Source organism: Rhizobium terricola (genome assembly GCF_012927355.1).
In the GTDB taxonomy this organism is placed as follows: Bacteria; Pseudomonadota; Alphaproteobacteria; order Rhizobiales; family Rhizobiaceae; genus Allorhizobium; species Allorhizobium terricola.
This window is the reverse complement of the sequence record NZ_JABBGK010000010.1, coordinates 72,013-97,424: the sequence shown is the minus strand read 5'-3', so window position 1 is coordinate 97,424 and position 25,412 is coordinate 72,013. Positions and strand designations below refer to the sequence as shown.

21 protein-coding genes are annotated in these 25,412 nt (G+C 64.9%); 17 read left to right on the top strand and 4 right to left on the bottom strand.

The genetic code is table 11. The features are described from left to right. Nucleotides 1-21: 21 nt before the first annotated feature. The 7 genes from HHL25_RS22890 (at nt 22) to HHL25_RS22860 (ending at nt 7,776) form a co-directional block, all read left to right on the top strand. Nucleotides 22-915 carry a proline iminopeptidase-family hydrolase gene (locus HHL25_RS22890; RefSeq protein ID WP_169595556.1) on the top strand — a complete coding sequence of 298 codons (894 nt, stop codon included), beginning with the start codon at nt 22-24 and terminating at the stop codon, nt 913-915. A gap of 74 nt (nt 916-989) precedes the next feature. Then, nucleotides 990-2,687 (top strand): ABC transporter substrate-binding protein, encoded by a 1,698-nt coding sequence (locus HHL25_RS22885; protein ID WP_169595555.1) that lies wholly within the window; start codon nt 990-992, stop codon nt 2,685-2,687. 74 nt (nt 2,688-2,761) lie between these two features. Beyond that, nucleotides 2,762-3,787, top strand: a complete 1,026-nt coding sequence (locus tag HHL25_RS22880; RefSeq protein WP_169595554.1) for an ABC transporter permease — start codon at nt 2,762-2,764, stop codon at nt 3,785-3,787. A gap of 12 nt (nt 3,788-3,799) precedes the next feature. After that, nucleotides 3,800-4,771: an ABC transporter permease gene (locus HHL25_RS22875; protein WP_169595553.1), complete on the top strand. Its 972-nt coding sequence runs from the start codon at nt 3,800-3,802 to the stop codon at nt 4,769-4,771. A 3-nt stretch (nt 4,772-4,774) separates the two neighbouring features. After that, a complete protein-coding gene (locus tag HHL25_RS22870; protein ID WP_169595552.1) occupies nt 4,775-5,800 on the top strand; it encodes an ABC transporter ATP-binding protein in 1,026 nt (341 codons plus the stop codon). Further along, the gene (locus HHL25_RS22865) at nt 5,797-6,786 is read left to right on the top strand and encodes an ABC transporter ATP-binding protein (RefSeq protein ID WP_169595551.1); all 990 of its coding nucleotides are present in this window, start codon (nt 5,797-5,799) and stop codon (nt 6,784-6,786) included. The genes HHL25_RS22870 and HHL25_RS22865 overlap by 4 nt, the downstream gene beginning before the upstream one ends. Nucleotides 6,787-6,831: 45 nt before the next feature. Beyond that, nucleotides 6,832-7,776: an acetamidase/formamidase family protein gene (locus HHL25_RS22860; RefSeq protein ID WP_169595550.1), complete on the top strand. Its 945-nt coding sequence runs from the start codon at nt 6,832-6,834 to the stop codon at nt 7,774-7,776. A 54-nt stretch (nt 7,777-7,830) separates the two neighbouring features. Here the strand turns inward: HHL25_RS22860 and HHL25_RS22855 are convergent, their stop codons facing one another. Beyond that, complete coding sequence (locus tag HHL25_RS22855) at nt 7,831-8,766, bottom strand: sugar-binding transcriptional regulator (RefSeq protein WP_169595549.1); 936 nt, start codon at nt 8,764-8,766, stop codon at nt 7,831-7,833. Nucleotides 8,767-8,956: 190 nt separating this feature from the next. On the opposite strand from HHL25_RS22855, the gene HHL25_RS22850 reads away from it, so the two are divergent. The 10 genes from HHL25_RS22850 to HHL25_RS22805 all read left to right on the top strand — a co-directional run bounded on the left by HHL25_RS22850 (nt 8,957) and on the right by HHL25_RS22805 (nt 21,026). Next, nucleotides 8,957-9,676: an HAD family hydrolase gene (locus HHL25_RS22850; protein ID WP_169595548.1), complete on the top strand. Its 720-nt coding sequence runs from the start codon at nt 8,957-8,959 to the stop codon at nt 9,674-9,676. A 137-nt stretch (nt 9,677-9,813) separates the two neighbouring features. Continuing rightward, nucleotides 9,814-11,448: an ABC transporter substrate-binding protein gene (locus HHL25_RS22845; protein ID WP_169595547.1), complete on the top strand. Its 1,635-nt coding sequence runs from the start codon at nt 9,814-9,816 to the stop codon at nt 11,446-11,448. A 125-nt stretch (nt 11,449-11,573) separates the two neighbouring features. Beyond that, a complete protein-coding gene (locus HHL25_RS22840) occupies nt 11,574-12,572 on the top strand; it encodes an ABC transporter ATP-binding protein (RefSeq protein WP_169595571.1) in 999 nt (332 codons plus the stop codon). Continuing rightward, a complete protein-coding gene (locus HHL25_RS22835) occupies nt 12,573-13,559 on the top strand; it encodes an ABC transporter ATP-binding protein (RefSeq protein ID WP_169595546.1) in 987 nt (328 codons plus the stop codon). Nucleotides 13,560-13,572: 13 nt separating this feature from the next. Beyond that, the gene (locus HHL25_RS22830) at nt 13,573-14,499 is read left to right on the top strand and encodes an ABC transporter permease (RefSeq protein WP_169595545.1); all 927 of its coding nucleotides are present in this window, start codon (nt 13,573-13,575) and stop codon (nt 14,497-14,499) included. A 61-nt stretch (nt 14,500-14,560) separates the two neighbouring features. Continuing rightward, entirely contained in the window at nt 14,561-15,394 is an 834-nt protein-coding gene (locus HHL25_RS22825; RefSeq protein WP_246701958.1) for an ABC transporter permease, read from the top strand. A 33-nt stretch (nt 15,395-15,427) separates the two neighbouring features. After that, entirely contained in the window at nt 15,428-16,174 is a 747-nt protein-coding gene (locus HHL25_RS22820; protein ID WP_169595543.1) for a glycerophosphodiester phosphodiesterase family protein, read from the top strand. Between the two features lie 28 nt (nt 16,175-16,202). After that, complete coding sequence (locus HHL25_RS22815; RefSeq protein WP_169595542.1) at nt 16,203-17,117, top strand: TIM barrel protein; 915 nt, start codon at nt 16,203-16,205, stop codon at nt 17,115-17,117. Nucleotides 17,118-17,436: 319 nt separating this feature from the next. Beyond that, nucleotides 17,437-19,752: a right-handed parallel beta-helix repeat-containing protein gene (locus HHL25_RS22810; RefSeq protein WP_169595541.1), complete on the top strand. Its 2,316-nt coding sequence runs from the start codon at nt 17,437-17,439 to the stop codon at nt 19,750-19,752. Between the two features lie 239 nt (nt 19,753-19,991). Then, nucleotides 19,992-21,026, top strand: coding sequence for an AraC-like ligand-binding domain-containing protein (locus tag HHL25_RS22805; RefSeq protein WP_169595540.1), 1,035 nt, complete (start codon nt 19,992-19,994; stop codon nt 21,024-21,026). 118 nt (nt 21,027-21,144) lie between these two features. On the opposite strand, the gene HHL25_RS22800 is transcribed toward HHL25_RS22805, so the two are convergent. The 3 genes from HHL25_RS22800 to HHL25_RS22790 all read right to left on the bottom strand — a co-directional run bounded on the left by HHL25_RS22800 (nt 21,145) and on the right by HHL25_RS22790 (nt 25,252). Next, the gene (locus HHL25_RS22800; protein WP_169595539.1) at nt 21,145-22,461 is read right to left on the bottom strand and encodes an HlyD family type I secretion periplasmic adaptor subunit; all 1,317 of its coding nucleotides are present in this window, start codon (nt 22,459-22,461) and stop codon (nt 21,145-21,147) included. A gap of 68 nt (nt 22,462-22,529) precedes the next feature. Next, nucleotides 22,530-23,528, bottom strand: a complete 999-nt coding sequence (locus tag HHL25_RS22795; RefSeq protein WP_169595538.1) for a calcium-binding protein — start codon at nt 23,526-23,528, stop codon at nt 22,530-22,532. Next, complete coding sequence (locus HHL25_RS22790) at nt 23,525-25,252, bottom strand: type I secretion system permease/ATPase (RefSeq protein ID WP_169595537.1); 1,728 nt, start codon at nt 25,250-25,252, stop codon at nt 23,525-23,527. The genes HHL25_RS22795 and HHL25_RS22790 overlap by 4 nt, the downstream gene beginning before the upstream one ends. Nucleotides 25,253-25,412 lie beyond the last annotated feature (160 nt).

Sequence of the window (25,412 nt, the reverse complement as noted above, 5' to 3'; positions counted from 1 at the left end):
AGACGAAAAGGAGCACGAAACGTGTCGACTACTGAAGGCTATGCGCCCTACGGCGAATACAAGACCTGGTACCGGATCATTGGGGATCTCGGCTCCGGCAAGCCGCCGCTCATCGTCGCCCACGGCGGACCGGGCTGCACGCATGACTATGTCGACAGCTTCAAGGACATCGCGGCGACCGGCCGCGCCGTGATCCACTACGACCAGGTCGGCAACGGCAAGTCGACCCATCTGCCGGAAAAGGGCGGCGACTTCTGGACCGTCCCGTTCTTCCGGACCGAATTGCACAACCTGATCGACCATCTCGGCATCCGCGACGCCTATTGCCTGCTTGGCCAGTCCTGGGGCGGCATGCTTGCCGCCGAATTCGCCGTCGAACGCCCGGCGGGTCTCAAGGCCCTGATCATCGCCAACTCCCCGGCCGCCATGAAGACCTGGATCTCCGAGGCCAACCGGCTGCGCGAGGCCCTGCCCCCCGAGGTCCAGGCGACGTTGCTGAAGCACGAGCAGGCCGAGACCACCGACAGCGTCGAATACATGGAGGCGACCGACGTCTTCAACCAGCGCCATGTCTGCCGGGTCGTGCCCATGCCGCCGGAGGTCAAGCGGACCTTCGACGCGATTGCCGCCGACCCGACCGTCTACCACACCATGAACGGCCCGAACGAATTTCATGTCATCGGCACGATGAAGGACTGGTCGATCGTCGGCCGGCTTTCGACCATCTCCGCACCGACGCTCCTGATCTCCGGCCGCTATGACGAAGCAACCGAAGCCTGCGTCCAGCCCTATGCGAACGAGATCCCCGACGTGCGCTGGCGCATCTTCGAACAGTCGAGCCACATGCCGCATGTCGAGGAGCGTGAAGCCTGCATGGCCGAAGTTGCCGCCTTCCTCGACGACAAGGCAGCTTGAGCATTTGAAAACAACAAGCCGCCCGGCAAAGGGCGCGATCGATAACCACACCAAAAACCAGAGGGAACTGCATCATGACGATATACCTGAAACCCTTCGTCCGCCGCGCCGGTATCCTTGCCGCCGGCGCACTGCTCGCGCAGACGGCGCTGTCAGGCGCCGTGTTCGCCGAGGACCGGGCCGAGCTCATGGCCAAGCACCGGGGTGGCACGATGACGCTCGCCGCCGTTTCGGCCGCGGGCACGATCGACCCGATGATCAACTACACGGCCCAGTTCTGGCAGCTCTACCAGATGACCTATGACGGCCTCGTCAAGTTCAAGCAGGCCGGCGGCACCGAGGGTTTCGAGATCGTGCCCTCGATCGCCGAGGCGATCCCGGAGCCGACCAATGACGGCAAGACCTATCTCTTCAAGATCCGCAAGGGTATCAAGTTCTCCAACGGCAAGGACCTGATGCCGTCCGACGTCGTCGCCTCGTTCCAGCGCATCTTCAAGGTCAAGGGCCCGACCATGGGCAGCTTCTACAGCGGCATCGTCGGCGCGGACAAGTGCATCGCAGACGGTGCGACCTGCACGCTCGAAGGCGGTGTCGTCGGAGACGATGCGGCCGGCACCGTGACCATCAACCTCGTCGCGCCGGATTCGGAGATCTTCTCCAAACTCGCCGTGCCGCACGCCTCGATCCTGCCCGCCGACGCGCCGGCCGCCGACGCCGGCACCACGCCGATCCCCGGCACCGGTGCCTACTATTTTGACAGCTACAACCCGACGGAACAGCTGGTCATGAAGCGCAATCCCCACTTTAAGGAATGGAGCGCGGACGCCCAGCCGGACGGCTTTGCCGACGAGATCGTCTACAAGTTCGGCCTGACGGAAGAAGCGACGATCAACGCGATCATCAACGGTCAGATCGACTGGATGTACGACACGCCGCCGGCGGACCGCCTGCCGGAAATCGGCGCGAAATACGCAAGCCAGGTCCATCTCGATCCGTTGGCTGCCTTCTGGTACGCGCCGATGAACACCAATCTCGCCCCCTTCGACAACGTCAAGGTGCGCCAGGCCGTAAACTACGCACTCGATCGCGATGCGCTCGTCGGCCTGTTCGGCGGCGAAGCGCTCGCCCAGCCGACCTGCCAGATCCTGCCGCCTGACTTCCCCGGCCATGTCGATGACTGCATCTATTCGGCCGAACCCGGACCGGAATGGGCCGGCCCCGACATGGACAAGGCCAAGGCGCTGATCGAGGAATCGGGCACCAAGGGCCAGAAGGTCACCGTGATCGCCGAGGACAATGCCACCTCGCGCGGCATCGGCACCTATATCCAGAGCGTGCTCACCGACCTCGGTTACGACGCGTCGATGAAGGCCGTCTCGCCGAACATCCAGTTCACCTACATCCAGAACACCAACAACAACGTCCAGATCAGCGTTTCGCAGTGGTACATGGACTATCCGGCAGCGTCGAACTTCCTCAACGTGCTGCTGTCCTGCGCCTCGTTCACGCCCGGCAGCGACGCCTCGATCAACATGGCGGGCTACTGCAACAAGGATCTCGACGCCAAGATGAAGGAAGCGATGACCCTTGCGCTGACCGACCCCGAGGGGGCCAACGCCAAGTGGGCCGAAATCGACAAGGGCTTCATGGAACAGGCGCCGCTCGCCCCGCTCTTCACCCCGAAGAGCGTGAACTTCACCTCGGCCCGCCTCGGAAACTACCTGTTCAACAAGCAGAACCGCTGGATCGTCTCCCAGTCCTGGGTGCAGTGACACCTGGCTGAGCAATCGGTGGGCGGCGGGTCTTCCTGCCGCCCACAAACCCAATTCGGCTTCCCGGGGAACAGATGACCGACGTTACTGAGACCATCCGCGCCGAGGCGCCCGTCGCCGCGCGCCCGTCTTCCGGGCCCTGGCGGCGCGCCTGGCACATCCTGAAGCGCGACCGCGCGACGCTCGTGGCTGCGGCCGTCCTCCTGCTGATCGTTCTGGCGAGCCTCGCCGCCCCGCTTTATGCCGGCTATGTGGCCGGGACCGATCCCTTCCGCTCCAACTTGAGCGCCCGCATCATGCTCGACGGCAAGCGCGTGAAGGTGATGCAGGCCTCCACCGAAGGCCTCGGCCTCGGGGTCACCCCGATCGGTCCGACCTGGGGGTCGCAATATCTGCTCGGCGCCGACACGCAGGGGCGCGACGTCGCCGCCCGCCTTCTCTACGGCGGCCGCAACTCGCTGTTCATCGCCGCTGCCGCCACCGCCATCTGTCTCTGTCTCGCGGCACTCGTCGGCATTTCCGCCGGCTTCTTCGGCGGCTGGGTCGACAACGTCCTGTCGCGCATCCTCGATATTCTCTGGGCCTTCCCCGTCTATCTCCTCGCCATCTCGCTCTCGATCGTGCTGATCTCCAACGGCATCGTCATCGGGCCGATCGAGATCGGCGCCGACAGCCTGGCCCTGCCGATCTTCATCATCGGCATCATCTACGTACCCTATGTCGCGCGCCCGCTGCGCGGTCGGGTGCTGGCGCTTAGGGAAAGCGAATTCGTGCTCGCCGCCCGCGGACTGGGCATCCCGTCTTGGCGCATCCTGCTGCACGACATCCTGCCCAATGTCGCGACCATGCTGATCGTCTTCGTGCCGCTGATGATGGGTCTCAACATCATCACCGAATCCTCGCTCTCCTTCCTGTCGATCGGCGTGCAGGCGCCCGATGCGAGTTGGGGCACGATCATCCAGGACGGGCAGACGCTGCTTTACACGCGGCCGCTGGTGGCCTTGGCGCCCGGCATCGCCATCGTGCTCACCGTGCTCTCGCTCAACGTGCTGGGTGACAGCCTGCGCGACGCGCTCGATCCGCGCACCAAGCTGGCCTGAGGAGGGTTTTAGATGTTTTTCTCCGTCCTACAGCGCCTCGGCCAGATGCTCTTCGTGATGTTCGGCATCTCCGCCCTGGTCTTCCTGATCTTCTTCGCGACGCCGGGGTCCGACCCGGCCGCCCGCCTCGCCGGCCGCAACGCCTCCCAGGAAACCGTCGAGGCGATCCGCAAGGAGTTCGGCTTCGACCGGCCGCTACCGGTGCAATACGCCATCATGATGAACCGGCTTTTCGTGACGCAGGATCTCACCTCCTTCGTCAATCGCGGCTACCGCATCGTGCCGGCCGTCGCCGCGGCCGCGCCCGTGACGCTGTCGCTGGTCGCCGGCGCCGCCGTCCTGTGGATCGCCGGCGGCATCCTCGTCGGCGTCCTCGCCGCGCTGACGCGCGACACTCTGGTGGATCGCGGCCTGATGGCACTCGCTTTGATCGGCGTTTCCATGCCGGTCTACTGGCTGGGCGAGGTGATGAACCTCATCAGCCAGAGCCGTTTCCACGACACCTGGCTGTTTTCCTGGGTACCGGCGCTGGGTTACAAGCCGCTGCTGCAGGATCCGGTTGGCTGGTTCAAGACGCTGGTCATCCCGTGGTTCACGCTGGCCGCCCTCTATATCGGCATTTACGGCCGCGTTTTGAGGGCGAACCTGGTGGAAGCCTACCAGGAGGATTTCATCCGCACCGCCCGGGCCAAGGGCCTGTCGCCGGCGCGTGTCATGCTGCGCCATGCGCTTCGTACCTCGCTCATTCCGTTCGTGACGATGTTCGGCCTCGATTTCGGCGTGCTCGTCGGCGGTGCCGCCCTCCTGACGGAAGTGGTCTTCGGCCTGAACGGCGTCGGCCGACTGACCTACCAGGCGCTCCTCAACCTCGACCTGCCGATGATCCTCGGCACCGTCATGTATGCCTCCTTCTTCGTCGTGATCGCCAACGCGGTGGTTGACATGGTCTATGTGCTGATCGATCCGCGCGTGAGGGGGAACTGAGCCATGAGCCCCACGGACAAACCCATCCTTCTCGACGTCGACGGCCTGTCGGTATCCTTTGCCACGGACCGCGGTATGGTCCCCGCCGTGCGCGACGTCTCCTTCCGCGTCCGCGAGGGCGAGATCCTCTCGATCGTCGGCGAATCCGGCTCCGGAAAGTCCGTGACGCTGCTGTCCCTGCTCGGCCTGCACGACGCCAAGACCACCCGCGTCGACGGTGCCGTCTCCTTCAAGGGCAGGCCCATCCTCGATCTGCCGGCGAGCCGGATGCGGGCGATCCGCGGGCGAGAGATCGGCCTCATCTCCCAGGATCCGATGACGGCCTTGACGCCGGTCTACACCATCGGTTGGCAGATCGCCGAGCAGATCCGTGCCCATGAGGCAATCTCGGCGCGCGCCGCGCGTCGCCGCGCCATCGAGCTGCTTGGCGAGGTCGGACTCTCCAATCCGGGCGAGGCGGTCGACCGCTATCCGCACCAACTCTCCGGCGGCATGCGCCAGCGCGCCGTCATCGCCATGGCGCTCTCCTGCAACCCCGCACTTCTGGTCGCCGACGAGCCGACGACGGCGCTCGACGTGACCGTTCAGGCCCAGGTGCTCGACCTGCTGCTCAGGCTGCGCAAGGATTTCGGCTCCGCCATCATCCTCATCACCCACGACATGGGCGTGGTCGCTGAAGTCGCCGAGCAGGTGGCGGTCATGTATGCCGGCCGCATCGTTGAGCGGGGGCGCACCGAGGACGTGTTCGCGGCACCGCTCCATCCCTACACCTGGGGGCTTATGGCCTCCATTCCACCGCTCACCGGCGCGCGGCTCGACAAGCTTCGCTCGATCCCCGGAATGCCGCCGTCTCCGGAGACCATTCCCGCGGGCTGCGGTTTCGCGCCGCGCTGCGCCTTCGCCCGTTCGGCCTGCGCCGAGCGACCGCCCCTGCAGAAGGTCGGCGACCAGACGGCGCTCTGCGTCATCGGCGACGACGAACGGCCGGCACTCCGCCAGACCGCCCTTCCCCTGGAGGAAATCGCATGAGCGCCGAAACCGCCGCAGCGACCCCGTTGCTCAAGGCCCGAGGGCTCACCAAGAACTTCGTCGTCGGCAAGACCATCCTGCCCGGCTCCGGCCGCGTGCTGCATGCGGTCGATACCATCGATCTCGACGTCTTCCCGGGAGAGACGCTGGGGCTCGTCGGTGAATCCGGCAGTGGCAAGTCCACCCTCGGCCGCTGCCTGACCCGCCTCTACGACATCACCTCCGGTGAACTCACTTTCGACGGCCAGGAGATCGGCAAGGCCGGCAGCGTCGCCTTGAAGCCCGTGCGCCGCAAGATGCAGATGATCTTCCAGGACCCGTCGGCCTCGCTCAACCCGCGCCGACGCGTCCGCGACATGCTTTCCGAAATCCTCGAGGTTCACCGCATCCGCGAGGGTGCCGCCGTCGGGGAGCGGCTGCACGAGCTCATGGAACTCGTCGGCCTGCGCCGCGAATATCTCGACCGCTATCCCCACGAGTTCTCCGGCGGCCAGCGCCAGCGCATCGGCATTGCCCGGGCGCTTGCCGTCGAGCCGAAGCTGATCGTCGCCGACGAGCCCGTCTCTGCCCTCGACGTCTCGGTCCAGGCGCAGGTGGTCAACCTCTTCGGCGAGCTGCGCGACCGGCTGAACCTCACCTATGTCTTCATCGCCCACGACCTGGCAGTGGTGCGCCATGTATCGACGCGCGTGGCGGTCATGTATCTCGGCTCCATCGTCGAGACCGGCGAGACGGACGCACTCTACGCCCGGCCGCACCATCCCTATACCCGCGCCCTGCTCTCGGCCATTCCGCAGCCCCACAACCGCGGCAAGCGCGAGCGGATCCTGCTGTCGGGTGAAATTCCAAGCCCGCTCTCGCCGCCTTCGGGCTGCAAGTTCTCCACCCGCTGCCCCTATGCGCAGGATCTCTGCCGCGAGAAGAGGCCGGAGCTTGTCTCCATTTCCGCCGAACGGCGGGTCGCCTGTCATTTTCCGCTCGACTGAAACCGGCTGTTCCCGAGAGAACGCGGACCGACAAAGGACATCGCCATGTGCGTCGCCTGCACCCACACCATCCATCGCGCCCAGAGCCATTTCGGCTGGAACCGGGCCTTTGACCCGGCCATCGTCGCCAGATCCGGCGAGACTATCCTGTTCGAATGCCTGGATTCCTCCGGCGGCCAGATCGGTGCCGATGCGACACTGGACACGCTTGCCAGCCTCGATTTCGGCCGCATCAATCCCGTGACCGGCCCCGTCTACGTGGAAGGCGCCGAGCCGGGCGATGCGCTGAAGATCACGCTCAACGCCTTCCATCCGTCCGGCCTTGGCTGGACTGCCAACATTCCCGGTTTCGGTCTTCTGGCCGACCAGTTCAAAGAGCCGGCGCTCCATGTCTGGACCTATGACAAGAACCAGATGGCCCCGGCCGCCTTCGGACCGAAAGGCCGCGTGCCGCTGAAACCCTTCACCGGGACCATCGGCCTCGCACCGGCCGAGGCAGGCCTGCATTCGGTCGTGCCGCCGCGCCGTGTCGGCGGCAACATGGACATCCGCGACCTGACCGCCGGTGTCACCCTCTATCTCCCTGTCGAGGTCGAGGGCGGGCTCTTGTCGATCGGCGACACCCACGCCGCCCAGGGCGACGGCGAGGTCTGCGGCACGGCCATCGAGAGCCGCATGGACGTGGAAGTGAAGGTCGAACTCGTCAAGGATGCGCGCCTTGCCGCACCCCGCTTCACCACGTCCGGACCGGTCACCCGCCATCTCGACGGCGCCGGCTACGAGGTGACGACCGGCATCGGCCCCGACCTGATGACCGCCGCCCGCGAGGCCGTCTCGCGCATGGTCGATCTGCTGTGCGCCGAACATGGCCTGAACCCGGTCGACGCCTACATGCTCTGCTCGGTCTGCGCCGATCTCAGGATCAGCGAGATCGTCGACCTGCCGAATTGGGTGGTGAGCTTCTACTTCCCCCGCATCGTCTTCGAATAATCGCCGTCGGCGAAGGACATTCGCGGCAGATGAAGTGGTGCCGGGATCACCAGTTCAGGCGTCCAGCAGGAACCGTGCGCTTTCCGCATCGGTGACGACCGTGGTGGCCAGCCCAGCCCGTAGGATCGCCAGAAGGATCGCATGCTTGTGCGCTCCCCCTGACGCCAGGATGCGGTTCGGAATGCCGCGATAGGCATCGAGCGTCGGCGAGATGACCTGTCGATTGAGCGGATGGTCGACGGGCCTGCCCTCGGCATCGAGATAGCGCCCGAGAAGGTCGCCCACGGCCCCGGCCGCGACGAGTTCACCGATATCTGCCTGCGGCGGCAGGCCATAGCGGACCTGGAGCGAACGGCCCGTGACATCGCCGGCACTGAGAAACGATACCTCGACATTCGAACCGTCGCGCAGGAACTCCTGGAAGACGGGCTGAGCCATGATGACCGCATGCGCCTCCTCGCTGCCCGCATAGATCGGCGCGGCGAAATAGTGGCATTTGGCATTGAGCGCCTGGGCGAAGCTCCGGACGATCTCGAACGTGTTGATTTCGGAACCGCGCGTCAGGCCGCCCATCAGAGAGCGCACGCGCATCTCGGGCTCGTTGGCGCCCGTCATCTGCTTGACCGTCTCATGCAGGGTCGCCCCCCAGCCGACGCCCAGCGAGCGCGGCTTGCGCACCTGGAGGAGACGGTCGAGATAGGATGCCGAGGCCCGTCCGATCACTGCGTGCATATGCACCGGATCCATCGGCGTCGGAGCAACGACTGCATCTTGGAGGCCAAAACGCTGGCACAATCGTGCTTCCAACTCGACATTTTCTGAAAGCGGAGAAGCGAAGCTGATGCGCACGACGCCCTCCTCCAGCGCCGCCGCCAGGAGCTCGTTGACACGCCTGCGAGTGAGGTTCATGCGCTCACCGATCTGCGCCTGCGTCAGCCCTTCGACATGGTAGAGCCAGGACGCCCGCACCATCAGTTCCTGATTTTCCAAACCACCCCCCGAACAAATGTCACACTGACGTAACATATGTAACCTAGAGACACCGCATAGACGATCGCGGGTCCACAGGCAATGTCACGGAAAGCCCGCCGATCAGCAACCTCATAGCGGGCGACGGGGCGGTTTTTCCGACTGTCATGTCTCCGCCCCGGCATCGCCGGACAGCACGGGCATTGAAACAGTGACGGCAGACCTCATCATCTTCGATTGCGACGGCGTGCTGATCGACAGCGAACCGCTGGCAAGCCGGGTCTTCTGGCAGGCCTTGCGCAAAGCCGGCGTCGAGATCTCGCATGCCGAGGTCCACCGGCGCTTCACCGGCTACTCGGAAACGGACGCGAGGCGCATCTGCATCGATGAACTCGGGGTGACCGACGTCGACAGCGTCTTCATCGACGCGTCCGCCCGTCTCTATCCGGAATTTGCCCGTTCGCTCACTCCGATGCCGGGCATCCCCGCGCTGGTGGGCGCGCTGCCACAACAGAAATGCGTCGCGTCCAACAGCACTGAGGAAAGGCTGAAGAAGAGCCTCGGCCTGTTCGATCTCTGGAACGAGTTTGCGCCGAACGTGTTCAGCGCCGAGATGGTCGCAAGGCCGAAGCCGGCGCCGGACCTCTTCCTCCTGTGTGCAGAACGCTTCGGCATCGAGCCGGCGCGCTGCCTGGTCATCGACGACAGCCCCCACGGCATCGAAGGTGCCGTCGCGGCCGGCATGCGGGCGATCGGCTTCGTCGACCCAGAAGATCCGCGTGTGGGTCGTCACGCCGTGCTGACCGAGGCCGGCGCCGTCAGCGTCGCCATCGGTGCGGATGGACTTTCAAGAGCTCTCGACACGGCCCTCTCCGGGACATCGCGCCACGCCCGCCTGCGTGACGCCACGGATCTGCCCGTGGACGCCTGATCGCTGCCTGCCGCGGTCTCCGCGACGGGCGATATCACCAAAAATTCATGCCGCCATTAACAAACGGACACCCGGAAAGCGCAAAGAACCCGCGTCCGCTTTCCATGCCGTCCCCCCTTGCGAAAAGGAGTATCCCGATGCTTCCCATCACACGACGTAGCGCGCTCGGACTTATGGGCGCAACCACCGGCAGCCTCATCCTGCCACGCATGACCTTCGCCCAAGGCAAGCGCCCTTCGGTGACGATCGCCGTGCAGAAGATCACCAACAACAACACCCTCGACGTCTGGAACGAGCAGTCCAATGTCGGCGAACGCATCTTCTATCCGAACTTCTGGGAAGGCCTGATCCTGCGTGACTGGATGGGCAATCAGGGTCCGGTTCCGGGGCTTGCCACCGAATGGCGTCGCATCGACGACAAGACGATCGAGCTCAAGCTCCGCCAGGGCGTGAAGTTCCACAACGGCGACGAACTGACCGCCGACGACGTCGTCTTCTCCTTCTCCAAGGAACGCGTATTCGGCAACACCGAACCGAAGGGCGGCAAGACCGTTTTTGAAGCCGACCACAAGCCGACCACCGTCAAGGAATTGCCGGCCTCCGTTCCCGGCATCGGTCGCCGCCTCTGGCCGGCACTCGCCGGCGTCGAAGCCGTCGACAAATATACCGTCCGCTTCCACAACGCCACGCCGGACGTGACGCTGGAAGGCCGCCTCTATTCCGGCGGCAGCCAGATCGCCAACCGCCGCGCCTGGGATGAGGCCGCAAGCTACACCGACTGGGCCCGCAAGCCGATCACCACCGGCCCCTACATGGTCGGCGACTACAAGCCGGATGTCTCGCTCACCCTCGTCGCCTTCGACGAATACTGGGGTGGCCGCCCGCCGCTCGAGGAAATCCGCTTCGTCGAGGTCCCGGAAGTCGCCTCGCGCGTCAACGGCCTGCTGTCGGGCCAGTACGACTTCGCCTGCGACCTGCCGCCGGACCAGGTGGCAACCGTACAGGCCGCATCCGGCTTCGAGGTGCAGAGCTCGACCATCTGGAACCACCGTATCTCGGTGTTCAACACAGAGAACGAAATCCTCGCCAACCCGCTGGTTCGCCGCGCCATGACGCACTCGATCGACCGCCAGGCGATCGTCGAAGCCCTCTGGGGCGGCCTGACCGTCATCCCCGCCGGCCTGCAGTTCGACTCCTACAAGAACAACGACATGTTCATCGACGGCTGGGCAGCACCCGAGTTCAACCCGGAACTCGCCCGCCAGCTTCTCAAGGAAGCCAACTACAAGGGCGACGCGATCCCCTACCGCCTGCTCAACAACTACTACACCAACCAGACCGCCAATGCGCAGATCATGGTCGAGATGTGGAAGCAGGTCGGCCTGAACGTCGAGATCGAGATGAAGGAAAACTGGGCGCAGATCCACGATCCGCAGGGCGTCAAGGGCGTGCGCGACTGGTCGGCCGGCAACTCCATCAACGACCCGATCACCCCGATGGTCACGCAGTTCGGCCCGAACGGCGAAATGCAGCAGAAGAAGGACTGGTCGAACGAGGAGCTGAACAAGCTGTCCGTCATCATGGAAACCTCCACCGACCACGCCGAGCGCAAGAAGGCCTTTGCCCGCATGCTGGAAATCGCCGAGCGCGAAGACCCGGCCTACCAGGTCCTGCACCAGAACGCCGTGTTCACCGGCATGAAGTCCTCCCTGAAGTGGAAGGCCGCTCCCGCCTTCGCAATGGACTTCCGCTCCAACAACTGGACCATGTGATCGGTCCGATGCGATCCGGCGGCCCCGCGCCGCCGGATCTTCCGTTCTGCAACAAGAGCGCCGGCCGCTCGGACAGCCCGCATCCGGCCCCCGGCCCCGCGCTGGCCCTGAAGAAGGTGATCGCCATGAGCACCCATCTGGTGGAAATCCGTGACCTGAAAGTTGCCTTCGACGGCGTGCAGGTCCTGCACGGCATCGATCTGGACGTCCGGCCCGGCGAAGCGCTCGGCCTCGTCGGCGAATCCGGCTGCGGCAAGTCCGTGACCTGGCTCGCAGCACTTGGGCTGCTGCCCGGCAAGGCGGCCGTCAGCGGATCGGTCCGCGTCGACGGCCGCGAACTCTGCGGAGGCCCGAGATCGGCCTTGGAAGCGGTGCGCGGCGGACGGATCGCGATGATCTTCCAGGACCCGTCGAGCTCGCTCAATCCCGTCCTGCGGATCGGCCGCCAGATCACGGAAGCACTTTCGCTTCATCGCGGACTGCACGGACAAGCGGCAATGACCGAAGCCCTGAGATTGATGGACATTGTCGGCATTCCCGATGCCCGCCGCCGCTTCGATCTCTATCCTCACGAATTCTCCGGCGGCCAGTGTCAACGGCTTATGATCGCCATGGCGCTTGCCGGCGAGCCCGACCTCCTGATCGCCGACGAACCCACGACCGCGCTCGACGCGACGATCCAGGCACAGATCCTCGACCTGCTGATAAAGCTTCGCACCGAGACCGGCATGGCGACTGTCTTCATCAGCCATGACCTCGGCGCCGTCAGCCAGGTCTGCGAGCGCGTCTGCGTCATGTATGCCGGCCGCGTCGTCGAGCAGGGCGACATCGGCCGCCTCTTTGCCGAACCCCGCCATCCCTATACGCGGGGCCTGTTCGACGCGATCCCGCGCCTCGACGGCCCGCGCGAAAGGCTGATCCCCATTCCCGGCACCGTGCCGAACCCCAGGAACCTTCCGACCGGTTGCGCCTTTGCTCCGCGCTGCGCCCACGCCGAAGACGATTGCCATGCCCTGCGGCCCGCACTGGAAACCCTGAACGACGGCCGCCGTCTCGCCTGCTTCAACCCCGTTCCCGTCAACGCCGTCCCGCGCGCCGAGACGAAGATCCTGGAAAGCGTCTAAGTGTCCGCCCCGCTCCTCAAAGCCGACGAGCTCGTCCGCATCTACCAGATCCGCCACGGCCTCTTCGGCAAGCCCACGCCCGTCCGGGCCGTCGATGGCGTGTCCCTCACCGTCCAGCCCGGCGAAACGCTCGGCATCGTGGGAGAATCCGGTTCGGGTAAGTCGACCCTTGGCCGCATGCTGCTCGGCATCGATCCCGCCCAAGGCGGAAAGGTCAACTTCGAAGGCCAGCCGATGCCTGAGATGGGCAGCGCGCGGTGGCGCGCGCTCCGCGCCCGCATGCAGCTGGTCTATCAGGATCCTCTGGCCGCCCTCGACCGCCGTCTCACCATCGCCGCCCAGATCGGCGAACCGCTCGAAATCCACGGCCTGCTCGAGAAGAGCGATCGGCCCGCCCGCGTCGAGGAACTGATGGCCGCCGTCGGCCTGCGCCGCGATCAGGCCGACCGCTATCCGCACGAACTCTCCGGCGGCCAGCGTCAGCGCGCCGTCATCGCGCGGTCGCTCGCCACCCGCCCGAAACTCCTTGTCTGCGACGAACCGGTCTCGGCGCTCGACGTCTCCATCCAGGCACAGGTCGTCAACATGCTGCGCGACCTGCAGGAGAAGAACGGCATCGCCATGGTCTTCATCAGCCACGACCTCAAGGTCGTGCGCAACATCGCCGACCGCGTCGCCGTCATGTATCTCGGCCGGATCGTCGAGGAGGCTTCCTCCGACGTGATCTTCCATTCGCCGCGCCATCCCTACACCAGGGCTCTGGTGTCGAGCGTGCCCGTCCCCGGCAAGCCGCTGACGGGCCGGATGATCCTGCAGGGCGAACCGCCCAACCCGGCCCGCCGCCCGTCGGGCTGCGCCTTCCACCCGCGCTGTCCGCTCGCCGGCGAAATCTGTCGCAGAGCGGTTCCTGCTCTGCGCGACCTCGGCGCCGGACGCTCCGCCGCCTGTCACCTGACCGACGGCGCCGACGCGTCGATCGCCGCCTGAAGGAGGACAAGGCATGATCCGTTTCGTTCTCACGCGATTGCTCCGGGCGGCCATCACCATCCTCGCGGTGATCACCTTCGCCTTCGTCGTCCTGCGCATGTCCGGCGACCCCGCCCAGGTCATGCTCGGTCCGGACGTGCCGGAGGAATCGCTGAAGGCCTTCCGCGCCGCATGGGGCCTCGACCAGCCGCTGTGGATCCAGTACCTCGCCTATATCAAGTCGATCTTCACAGGCGATTTCGGCGTCTCGATGCGCGACAGGGCATCCGCCCTGCAGCTCGTCCTGGAACGCGTCCCGGCGACGCTTCAGCTGACCGTCCCGGCTCTTCTCCTGAAGCTCTCGATCGGCATTCCCGCCGGGGTCTACGCCGCGCTGCATCGGCAGAGCGCCGTCGATCGCGGCGTCATTCTTGCGGCAATCTTCGGCTTCACCATCCCGTCCTTCGTCATGGGCCTGCTGCTGGTACTGATCTTCTCTGTCATCCTCGGCGTGTTGCCGTCGGGCGGCCAGGACACCTGGATGCACGGCATCCTGCCGACGGTGACCATGAGCATCGGCGGCATCGGCATCCTCGCCCGCTTCTCGCGCAGCGCCATGATCGAGGTGATGGGCCAGCCCTATATCCGCACCGCCTCCGCCAAGGGGCTGAAATGGCCGGACGTCGTGTGGCGCCATGCCCTGCCCAACGCGGCCGTCCCGATCGTCACCATCGTCGGCTTCATGGTCGGCTCGCTGATTGCCGGCGCCGTCGTGGTCGAATCGATCTTCTCCTGGCCCGGCATCGGCCGCCTGCTGGTGGTCTCGGTCACCAATCGCGACCTCGCGGTGGTCCAGTGCATCCTGCTGATCATCGCCGCCGCCATGGTGCTCTCCAACCTCGCCGTCGACCTGCTCTACGGCTGGCTCGACCCCCGGCTTCGCAGCCAGGCCGCCCATTGAAGAGGATCACGCCATGACCTCCGTCGAGATCTCCCACACTCAAACGGCCCCGCGGGGAACCATGCGCCTCATCCGCATGCTCCGCCGCAATGTGCCCCTCTCCGTCGGCCTGGGCATCTTCTGGCTTGCGGCCATGGTGTTCGTCGCCATATTCGCTGACACCATCCGCCCTTACGGCATCACTGCCATGGACCTCAGAAGCCGCCTCGCTTTGCCCGGCCACCCTGGCCACCTGCTCGGCACCGACGAGCTCGGTCGCGACGTGCTCTCGCGCCTCATCCAGTCAATCCGCGTCTCGCTCGTCATCGCCTTCGGCGCGACGATCATCTCCGCGGTCTTTGGCACCACGCTCGGTTTCCTCGCGGCGAAGTTCCGCGGCGCCGTCGAGCATCTGGTGCTGGTTCTCGCCGACTTCCAGGCGGCTCTCCCCTTCCTCATCATGTCGCTCGCCGTGCTCGCCTTTTTCGGCTCGTCCATGACGCTGCTCGTCTGCCTGATGGGCTTCTACGGCTGGGAGCGCTATGCCCGCATCGCCCGCGGCCTCGCGATCTCGGCCAGCGCCCAGGGCTATGCCGCTGCCGTGGTCCAGCTCGGGGCCACGCCGCTCCGGGTCTATATGCGCCACATCCTGCCGAACGTCGCCTCGACCCTCATCGTCTCGATGACGCTGACCTTTCCCGAAATCATCCTGATGGAAAGCGGCCTTTCCTTCCTCGGTCTCGGCGTCCAGCCGCCCGAAACCAGCCTCGGCAACATGGTCGGCTTCGGCCGCGAATATCTCACCCGCGCCCCCTGGATCATGCTCGCGCCCGCCATCGTCATCATGCTGACGACGCTCTCCATCTCGCTCGTCGGCGACTGGCTGCGGGACAAGCTCGACCCGACGGTCCGCTGAACGCTTCCAAACTCCCCGGAACAGGACAAACCCATGACGAAAATCACCGGCCATCGCGGCGCTCGCAATCTCTGGCCCGAGAACGGCCTCACTGGCTTCCGCAACGTGCTTGCGCTTGGCGTCGACGCCGTCGAATTCGACGTCCACCTGACGGATGCGGGCGAACTGGTCGTCATCCACGACGCAACGCTCGACCGCACCACCGAGGCCACCGGCCCGGTTCGCGCGCTTTCGCCCGAAGCCCGTGCCGCAACCAGGCTCAAAGGCTCCGACGACACCATCCCGACCCTTGCCGACGTGCTTGCCATTCTCGCCCCCTCGGGGAAGGATCTGCACATCGAGATCAAGGTCGACGAGGCCGGGAAACCCTATCCGGGTATCGTCGAGAAGGTCGTTGCCGAAACCATCCGCTTCGGCGTTACCGAACGCTCGCACCTCACCTCCTTCGACACCTCGATCCTCGAAGGCTGCCGCGAGGCGGCCCCTGAGGTCGCCCGCCTCGTGTCGGTCAACAGGGACTGGGCCGACCGGCAGGGCGGACTTGCCGCCTTCCTCGACAAGGTCGATGGCCTCGTCGACATCGTCGCCATCCATCACGAGCTGATGCAGGCCGAATGGGACCTCATCACCGCCCGGCTGCCGCTCGAGCGCCTCTGCGTCTGGACGCTCAACGAGGAATCGCTGATCCGGCCCTGGCTGAAACGCGGCATCGGTCACCTGACCTCCGACAGCCCCGATCTTGCGCTCCGCCTTCGCGCTGAAATCACCGAACACGCATAGTTTCCCTTACACCTTTCTGGAGAACACCATGAGCAACCTCATCGGAACCGGCTTCTGCGTCGGCTCGACCGACGGCGAATTTGCAAGCCTTGAAGGGGACCTTCGCGCCCTTGCCGAAATCGGCGTCGACACGGTCGAACTCGGCATCACGAGTGTCGACCTGATCGCCGGCGGACGCATCATCAAGGAACGGGCCGACCGGCTCGTCGCGCTGACCAGCCAGTTCGACTTCCGCTATACGGTGCACGGCCTCGTATCCTCGAACTTCATGGATCCGGACACCTGCCGCTATCAGATCGACGCCGCCAAGGCTCTTGCCGCGATCTGTGACCGCGTCGGCGCCCGCATCCTCGTCCAGCACGGCGGCGCACTGCGTCCCAACCAGATCGCCGAACGGAAGGATGCCGACCTTTGCGAGCGGGAAGCGCTGCTGGAACTCGCCGAGTTCTGCAAGCCCTATGGCGTCCGGATCGCGCTCGAGAACATCTTCACCACCGAGCCGGGCCAATACCGCCAGACACCGGCCGAGGTCGCGACCACCGTGAAGGCCCTGAACCATCCGAACATCGTCGCGCTGATCGACTTCAGCCACGCCTATATCGAATCGACCTATCGCGGCCTCGACTTCCGCGACCAGCTCCGGGCCATGGCGCCAGTCGCCGGACATCTGCATGTCCACGATTCCTTCGGTCGCCCGCAGGGTTTCTACAAGGGTCATTATCTGCAGGAAAACACGGCGATGGGCATCGGCGACCTGCACATGCCGCTCGGCTGGGGCGACATCGATTGGGACGATATCTTCAGCGAGCTGGAATTTCTGCCCGGCACCGTGCTGATGATGGAAATTGGCGCCCGCTACCGCGCCGAACAGCCCGAAAGCCTGAAGCGGGCCCGCAATCTCATCGCGCTCAACAGCCGCGCCCGGGCTGTCGCCGCGGAGTAACGCGCCGATCCTCGCCATTTCGGGCCGCCGTCAAGCTCGGCGGCCTGAACCTTTCACCTGACTTGAGGGGGGCATTGGCGCTCGTTGCCAACCGAGCCTGTCCATCACGAGCGCAATGACGGGCGAACAGCGCCCACAAGCACAAACGAAAATTGCAGTGGGACGAAAAGCCGTTATCGGGGGACGATATGGCATCGTCGCACGCTGGTCACGGCTCTTCTTGCCGACTATTTCTTCAAGGCTTTCAACCCCGAAGACCGGGCAGGCGTCGGCGACAATCGTCTGCCGTCAACGCTGCCAGCCGAAGAGAATGATGGGAATGCGCAGCAAGTTGACGGTCGCCCTGGCGGCATCGGTCTCGATTCTGGCGACCTGCACGGCCCGTTATGCCCATGCGGAATCCATCTTCGATACAAGGTGGGGACCCTGGTTCGAGAGCGGTGGCCAGGTCAGCACCAACCGTTCGCTCGGCGAGGCGAACCTGTTCGTTCCGCTCTCCCAGGATAGCGACACACTCCTCTTCACCGACCTGCGCGGCATGTTCGACGACCAGAATGCCCGCGAGGGCAATTTCGGCCTCGGCCTGCGCCAGATGCTCTCGTCCGGCTGGAATGTCGGCGCCTATGGCTACTATGACATCCGCCGCTCATCCTACGGCAATACGTTTCATCAGGTGACGCTGGGCGCCGAAGCGCTCAGCGAGACCTTCGATCTTCGCGCCAATGCCTATCTTCCTGTCGGTGAGAGCGAGGTGCGGATGGGCAGCGCCTCCTCCTCGAGCACCGGCCCGTGGACCAGCCAGGCCGTCATCACCGGCACCTCTCTGGCGATCCAGCATCAGGCGGTGAAGACGACGACCACCAGCTACGAGGTCGAAAAGGCCATGGCGGGTGTCGATGCCGAGGTCGGTGTCCGCCTGCCGGTGTTCGAGCCGGATTCCGGCTTCGATCTCCGGGCATTTTTCGGCGGCTACTATTTCGACGGCTCCGGTGTCGAAGCGGTCGGCGGACCCCGCGCAAGACTGGAACTCACTGCCCACGACCTTGCCGGCATTCCCGGCGTCAAGGTGACCGGCGGCGTCACCTATCAGTCCGACAATGTCCGCGGCGATCAGTGGATCGCCGAGGCGCGGCTGCGCGTACCGCTGCAGCCTCCCGCCTCTGCTCCGGACCAGGAGCTTTCCCACATGGAGCGACGGATGATGGATGCCGTCGTGCGCGACGTCGACATCGTCTCCAATACCGGCAATGCAACAAATTCAACCGACACGACGCTCTCTTCCACGGAGGACGCGATCAACACCTGGAACGGCGACGTCGTGAGCACTTTCGCCCAGGTGGACGGCGCGACGCAGGACCTCGCCGCCCTTCAGGCCGCGCTCGATGCAGCCGGCACGGGTGGCGTCGTGCTCCTGACCGGCAACCTCGCAGCCCCCGGCGGCATTCTGCTCAACGCCAACCAGACCCTTATCGGCGGCGGCGCCACCCTGAAGCTCAGGGGTGCATCGAGCGGCGTCGAGGTGGATTTCACCGCCGCGGGCAGTTCTGGCCGCATCACCGGCGCCGACGACGCGCTGGTCGAGATGGCGACCGGTAGCACCTTGAGCGGCATTTCCGTGGAGAACACCGCCACGGGTGCCAACGATTTCGCCGTCGTCGGGGCAAGCGGCGCGACGCTCGACAAGGTCGACATCATCTCCTCGGCCAATGGCGTGAAGGCCGACGGCACGACCGGTTTCACCCTTGAGGGCGGCTCGGTCACGGCAAACCAGGGCAGCGCCCTCGATCTGACGAACAGCACCGGACTTGACGTCAGTGATGCGGCGATCGTCCAGAATGGCGCAAGCGGCCTCGGCATTCGGGCCGACAATGCCGCCGGCACGATCAGCAACAACCGCATCACCACCAATGGCAATGGCAATGGCCTCGACGACATCGATCCCTCGGCCCGCCCCGCCCATGCCGTCAAGGTCAACAACAGCGGCAGCCTGTCGATCGGCGGCAACACCATCACGACCAACGGCACGCAGGCCAACGGCATCCACGTGACGAACAGCGCCGGGATCGAGATCTCCGACAATTCGATCACGACCAACAACTACATGTCACGCGGCATCCATCTGCTCGACAGCAACAACGCGACCCTTTCCGGCAACACCATCGCCACCCGCACGACCGACGACACGAACTGGTCCTACCTGACGATTGCATTCGGCCTGATGACCGACAGAAGCAGCAACCTGTCCATTCGCGATAACGTGATCACCACCCAGATGCGCGGTGGCCACGGCATCTATATCCGTTATGGCAGCGACAATCTGGTCGAGGGCAACACGGTGACCACCGCAGGCGAAGGCGCAAGCGCCGTTTCCGTCTTGCGGTCGACCTCGGCGATGGTCCGGGACAACGTCGTCACCACGACCAACATGGGCACCGCGACAGGCATCTACTTCGGTATCTATAGCGACAATGGCACGGCGGAAGGCAATACGGTGACGGTCCTCGGCGGGACCGCAAATGTTGTCGTCAACATGGCATCCGGCGTGACCATTCGCGGAAACCGCCTGGTCGGCCGCGGCAACAGCGGTGTGTGGACGTCGGAGGGAGACACGACGATCTCCGGCAACACCCCTTGAGGGCGCAATTGGGATCGCCCGTCCCAAACTGGGTCTGCAAATAGCCGCCAATAACATCAGTCCGGATCTTCGGCTTGCGCCTCCTCGACGCGGACGAGATCACTCCAGATTTGGTCGTTTGCCGGCCCGCGGAACTGTGGCATCAATCCGCCCTGCCACCACCTGCGGGAAGCTCCCGAGCGAGAAAGTCTGCCGGCTTCCGCTGGGCAATTGCCGAGACGGAATCCGGAGAAAAGGGCGTGACGACGCAAGTGATCGAACGGCAATTGATCCGCTCGGCCCACCTCGGTCCCCGGGAAAACTTCGAGCAGTGGAAAGCCGCTGTGTCGAGCCTCTTCGCCGTCACCTGCCCGCACGACGATGCAAGGGACTTTCGGGCCGATCTTGCCAGCTACAATCTCGGCTGTTTCCTCATCGCCGAATCTTCGGCGAGCGCCCAGCATTTCCAACGCTCAGAAGAACACGTCGCCGCCGCCGGCGTCGATCATCTGCTGATCCAGCTCTATCTTGCAGGCGAGTGCCGATACGATGCGGACGGTGGCCATGCTGTCGGGACCGCCGGCGACATCGTCTGTTTCGATCTCAGCCGCCCGATGAGCGCCCGGTCGACAGACCTCGACACCGTGAGCCTGATCCTGCCGCGTTCCGCGGTCCGACTTGCCCCTCCTGTGATCGATGGTCTTCACGGCGCGCGCGTCGACGGCGCGTCCAGCCTCGGCGTCCTCGTGGGAGAGCATCTGAAGACGCTCGTCCGGATTGCGCCGCGACTTGCCGACCCGGAGATCCGGATGGCCGCCGAGGCGACCTTCGCCGTTGTTTCGAGCGGATTTTCGAAGCCGCTCGCGACGGAGCGCCCACACCTCACCGACACCGGTCTCCAGGCCATCCAGATCTTCATCGAGCGCAATCTGGCCGACGCCTCACTTTCCACCGAAAGCATCATGCGCGATTTCGCCCTGTCGCGCTCGGCACTCTACCGGCTGTTCGAACCGATCGGCGGGATCGCCGAATACATCCGCGAGCGCCGTCTGAAGCTCGCCTTCCTCAAACTTGCCTCGGTCAGCCCCGGTAAAGGGGCCGTGGCGAAACTCGCCTTTGGAACAGGTTTTTCGAGCGAAGTCGCCTTTTCCCGCGCATTCCAGCGGCGCTTTGGGATGTCCCCCAGCGAGGCGATCCGCAACACCCGGGCAGGCACGCGCCTCAAGGCCACCCGGGGCGCCAGCAATGACAACTGGATGCAGGACTGGCTCGACAACCTTAGCCCCAGCCCGTGACGACCGCTCGAACGTCACCGTCCTCGGCGAGGACCGCGACGCACTTGAAGAAGCATCCGCAATTCCAACTTGCCTGAACGCGCGTCCCTTTTCTTGCGAGCCAGGGCGATCGGCCCACTCAACTCTCGCGGAAGGCACGCATCATCAGGTCGTGGAACGGCTTCACAAAATATGAAGCGACGCTGCGTTCCCCGGTCTGGACGAAGATTTCCACCGGCATGCCCGGAACCAGCGGCTGGTCTCCCAGGCGCGGCAGGTCCTCGTTGCGGATGGAAATGCGGGCGCTGTAGTAGGGCGCGCCGGTACGGCGATCGGTCGAGACGTCCGGGGAGATCTGATCGACGTAACCGCCGATTTCGGGGGTCGTCCGCTGGCTGAAGGCGGAGAAGCGGAGGCGAGCCTCCTGCCCCAGATGAAGCTGGTCGATATCCTGGGGATTGAGGCGCGCCTCGACCGAAAACAGATCGTCGCTCGGCACGATCTGCATCAGGACATCGCCCGGCGCGACGACCCCGCCAATCGTGTAGACGGCCAGTTCATGAACATATCCGTCCTGAGACGAGCGGATGTCGATATGCTTCAACTGGTCCTCGCCGGCGATCTTGCGCTCTTCGAGTTCGCCGATCTTGGCGTCGATGTCGCGCATCTCGTCGGCCACCTCGCTCGCCAGATCATCGTCGATCTGCAGGATCTGCAGTTCGGTCTCGGCGATCTTGCCCCGCGAGGCGGCAATCGAGGCGGTCAGCTGGGCAAGCTGGCCTTCCAGCTGCGTGGCGTCGCGCTCCAGCGAATTCAGCCGGGTAGCCTCGACCAGCTGCCTCGCCAGAAGCTGGCGCTCGCGCTCCACCTCCCTGCCGAGCAGCCCGCGTTCGTCGTGCTTGGCGACGCGCTGCGCCTCGAGCCCCTTGATCTCTTCCTCGAGCTGGCTGATGCGCTCGCGCAGCTGGCGGCGCTGCCCCTCGCGTGCGGTGTTACGAAATTCGAACAGACGGCGTTCCGCCTCGATCTGGTCGCGCACGCGAGGCTCGTCGGCATGGGCCAGCAGCTCTGCGGGGAAGATGATCTCGGGGCTGTGGTCGCGCTCGGCCTGAAGCCGTGCCCTGCGTCCGCGCAGCTGGTCCAGCCCCTTGGTGGTGATCGCGAGATTGGCCCGGGTGACCGTGTCGTCGAGCCGCACCAGAAGGTCGCCGGTTTTGACCAGGCTGTCGTTCCGCACGAAGATTTCCTTGATCACGCCGCCGGTCGGGTGTTGCACCTGCTTGACGTGGCTGGAGGCTATCACCGAGCCCGGGGAGATGACGGCACCGGCAATGTCGGTCGTCGCGGCCCAGCCCAGAAGGCCGCCGGCAAGCAGCGCCACCAGCGCAATACCCGCAAAGATATGTGCATTGATCGATCGGCGGATCCGTCGCGAATTCTGGTTGATGGGCTGCATGTCTAACTCACACTGAATTTTACTGTTGTCATTGCCTGCATGAACGGCGGTCATCTCTTGGGCCCAACTCACACCATGAAGCGGAAATCGGCCGCAGACAGGCTGTCTTTCGTCTGGTGGTAGAGCGTCAGGGTCGAGCCGTCGTGAAGGGTGATCATCGCGCCGTATTCGCTGTCTGCGATGCTTGTGAGCAGGGCGGCGAAGTTGGCGAACTCGGCCTTGGCCAGGTCGATCACGTCCTGATCGCCGTTGGCGCCGAAATCGGCGATCACGTCATGGCCGAAACCGCTGCGGAACACAAACGTGTCGTTACCACCGCCGCCGCTCAGTTGGTCATTGCCCTTGTCGCCTGACAAAAGATCATTGCCGGCACCGCCCACGAGACTGTCGTTGCCCTTGCCGCCCAACAGCCGATCCCTGCCCGGCCCGCCGATCATGAGATCATCGCCGGCACCGCCGAACATGTAGTCCGCCTCGGCGGTTCCGGTCAGCACGTCGGCATTGTCACCACCGAGCAGGACCGGAAAGCTGTCGCCGCCGGATTGCGGGTCGTGCGCACCCTCACCCCGATCGGGGCGTGATGATGTGCCGTCCACCTGGCCCACTGAGGGGGCGTCGGGAGCATTCGGCCGGCCGAAACGCGCCACGCCGAAATGCGCACGCCCGATATATGGATCGAAGGCCGGGGCCGCCCCGCCAGCATAAAAGAAACCGGCGTCATCGCCTGCACCGACGGTGGAAATCTCCACGGCATCGTCGTCGCTCGCGTCCGAAAACATGGGCGTGCCTCGGTCGCTTCCGGTCAGTGTGTGTCGCGGTTCGTGGGAGGGCTGGTCAGGACCCGCACTTGCTGCACCGTCCAGTTTCGCGCCGCCGGGGCGGCTCTTCTTCGCCTCCGGCTGTTCTTCGGCGTCGGAGGACTTGAGCGCGTCTGCAGCCGCGATCGTATCCATGGCATGCGCCATCGAGCCGATGCCGGTCTCGGCAAGCACAAGCACGCCGGTGGCCATCATCATCTCGCGACGGAAGGTGCGGGGTTCCGACTTCCTGGGTGAAGGTGCTCTCATCCCTTCGGTCCCGCGCCTGAAACTACCTTGAGATTGGTCGTCGGCTGCAGCACGCGGGCGAGCACCTCATCCTTGGGGCCGAATGCCTGCTGGCGTCCACCGGAAATCGCCAGCACCAGATCGACGGCGGCGAGCGCACTTGGCCGGTGGGCGATGACGATGACGATCCCCTGCCGCTCGCGAATGCCGAGCATCGCGCGCGTCAGCGCTTCCTCTCCTTCGGCGTCGAGATTGGAGTTCGGTTCGTCGAGCACCACCAGGAAGGGGTCACCGTAGAGCGCCCGGGCAAGCGCCACGCGTTGCCGCTGTCCCGATGACAGGCTCTCGCCCTGTTCGCCGACCAGCGTGTCATAGCCTTTCGGCAGGCCGACGATCAGGTCGTGGACGAAGGCTGCCCTGGCGGCCGCAATGATCCGTTCGGGCGTCGCCTCCGGATCGAAACGGCTGATATTCTCGGCGATCGTCCCCTCCAGGAGCTCCACGCTCTGCGGCAGGTAGCCGATATGGGCGCCGAGCGCCTCGTTTGACCACTGGCCGAGCGGCGCAGCGTCGAGCTTCACCACGCCACGCTGCGGCGTCCACACGCCCACCAGCAGGCGCGCCAGGGAGGACTTGCCGGATGCGCTCGGACCGATGATCCCGAGGCCACTGCCGGGCGTGAGCGAGAAGTTGACATCCTGGATGACGATGCGCTGGACTTCGGGCGGTGCGCCTGCGACGTTTTCGACGGAAAAGGAAAACTGCGGCCGCGGCAGCGGCATCGGATCGCTCGCCTTTGGCAACAGCAGCAGAAGGTTGTCGAGGCGCTGCTTGGCTTGGCGGGCGGCAGTGAATCCCTTCCAGTTGGAAATCGCCAGGTCGATCGGCGCCAGCGCCCGCGCCGAAAGGATGGAGCCTGCGATGATCACGCCGGAGGTGGCTTCATGCCCGATCACCAGATAGGCGCCGACGGCGAGAACGCCGGATTGCAGCAGCATGCGGAACACCTTGCTGATGCCGCCGAAGCCGCCGGAGGTATCGCTGGTCGACTGCTGCGCCTCGATATGGTTGCGGCTGATCTCCTGCCAGCGGTCGCGCACCCGCCCCGCCATGCCCATGGCCACCAGTGCTTCCGCGTTGCGGCGGCTCATCTCGATGCCGCGATTGCGCGACACGCTGTGACGGGCGGTCTCCTGGGTGGGCAGCTTCGACCAGATTTCAGTCAGGAGCGTCAGGAAGATCAGGAAGATCGCCCCGCACAGCACGACAAGGCCGAGCATCGAGTGAAACAGGAAGCAAATCCCCAGATAGAAGGGCAGCCAGGGCAGGTCGAAGAAGGCACCGGGGCCGGAACTGGAGAGAAAGCTGCGAATGACGTCGAGATCGCGCAGCGGCTGGCTGGTTTCGCCGACGCGCGGCGCCTTGAGCTGCAGGCCGATCACGGCATCGAAGATGCGCGGCGAAAGGGACTGGTCGAGATTGGCGCCGATCCGGGTCAGAAGCCGGGTGCGCATCAGGTCGAGACCGCCCTGGAAGAAATAGAGGATCGCAACGAGCGTAAAGAGACCGACAAGGGTTGGGATGCTGCCGCTCGGAATGACTCGGTCGTAGACCTCCATCATGAACAGCGAACCCGACAGCGCCAGAACGTTGATGAAGCCGCTGAACACTCCGATCCAGATGAAGGCGGCGCGGCATGCACCAAGAGCGGCGGCGATTTCGGAGGCGGGATTGGCTGTACGCATGAATGAAACCAATGACTCTGTGAAATACGAATACGCAAAAAACAGTCACGCCGGAGACGTTTCTCGCCCTTCAGGACGAGTAGAACCGCGCTTGCGCGTCTTCCTAACGGCCGATCTTGACAGTTGGATAACGTGAATGCGGCACCCCACCGAAAAGATG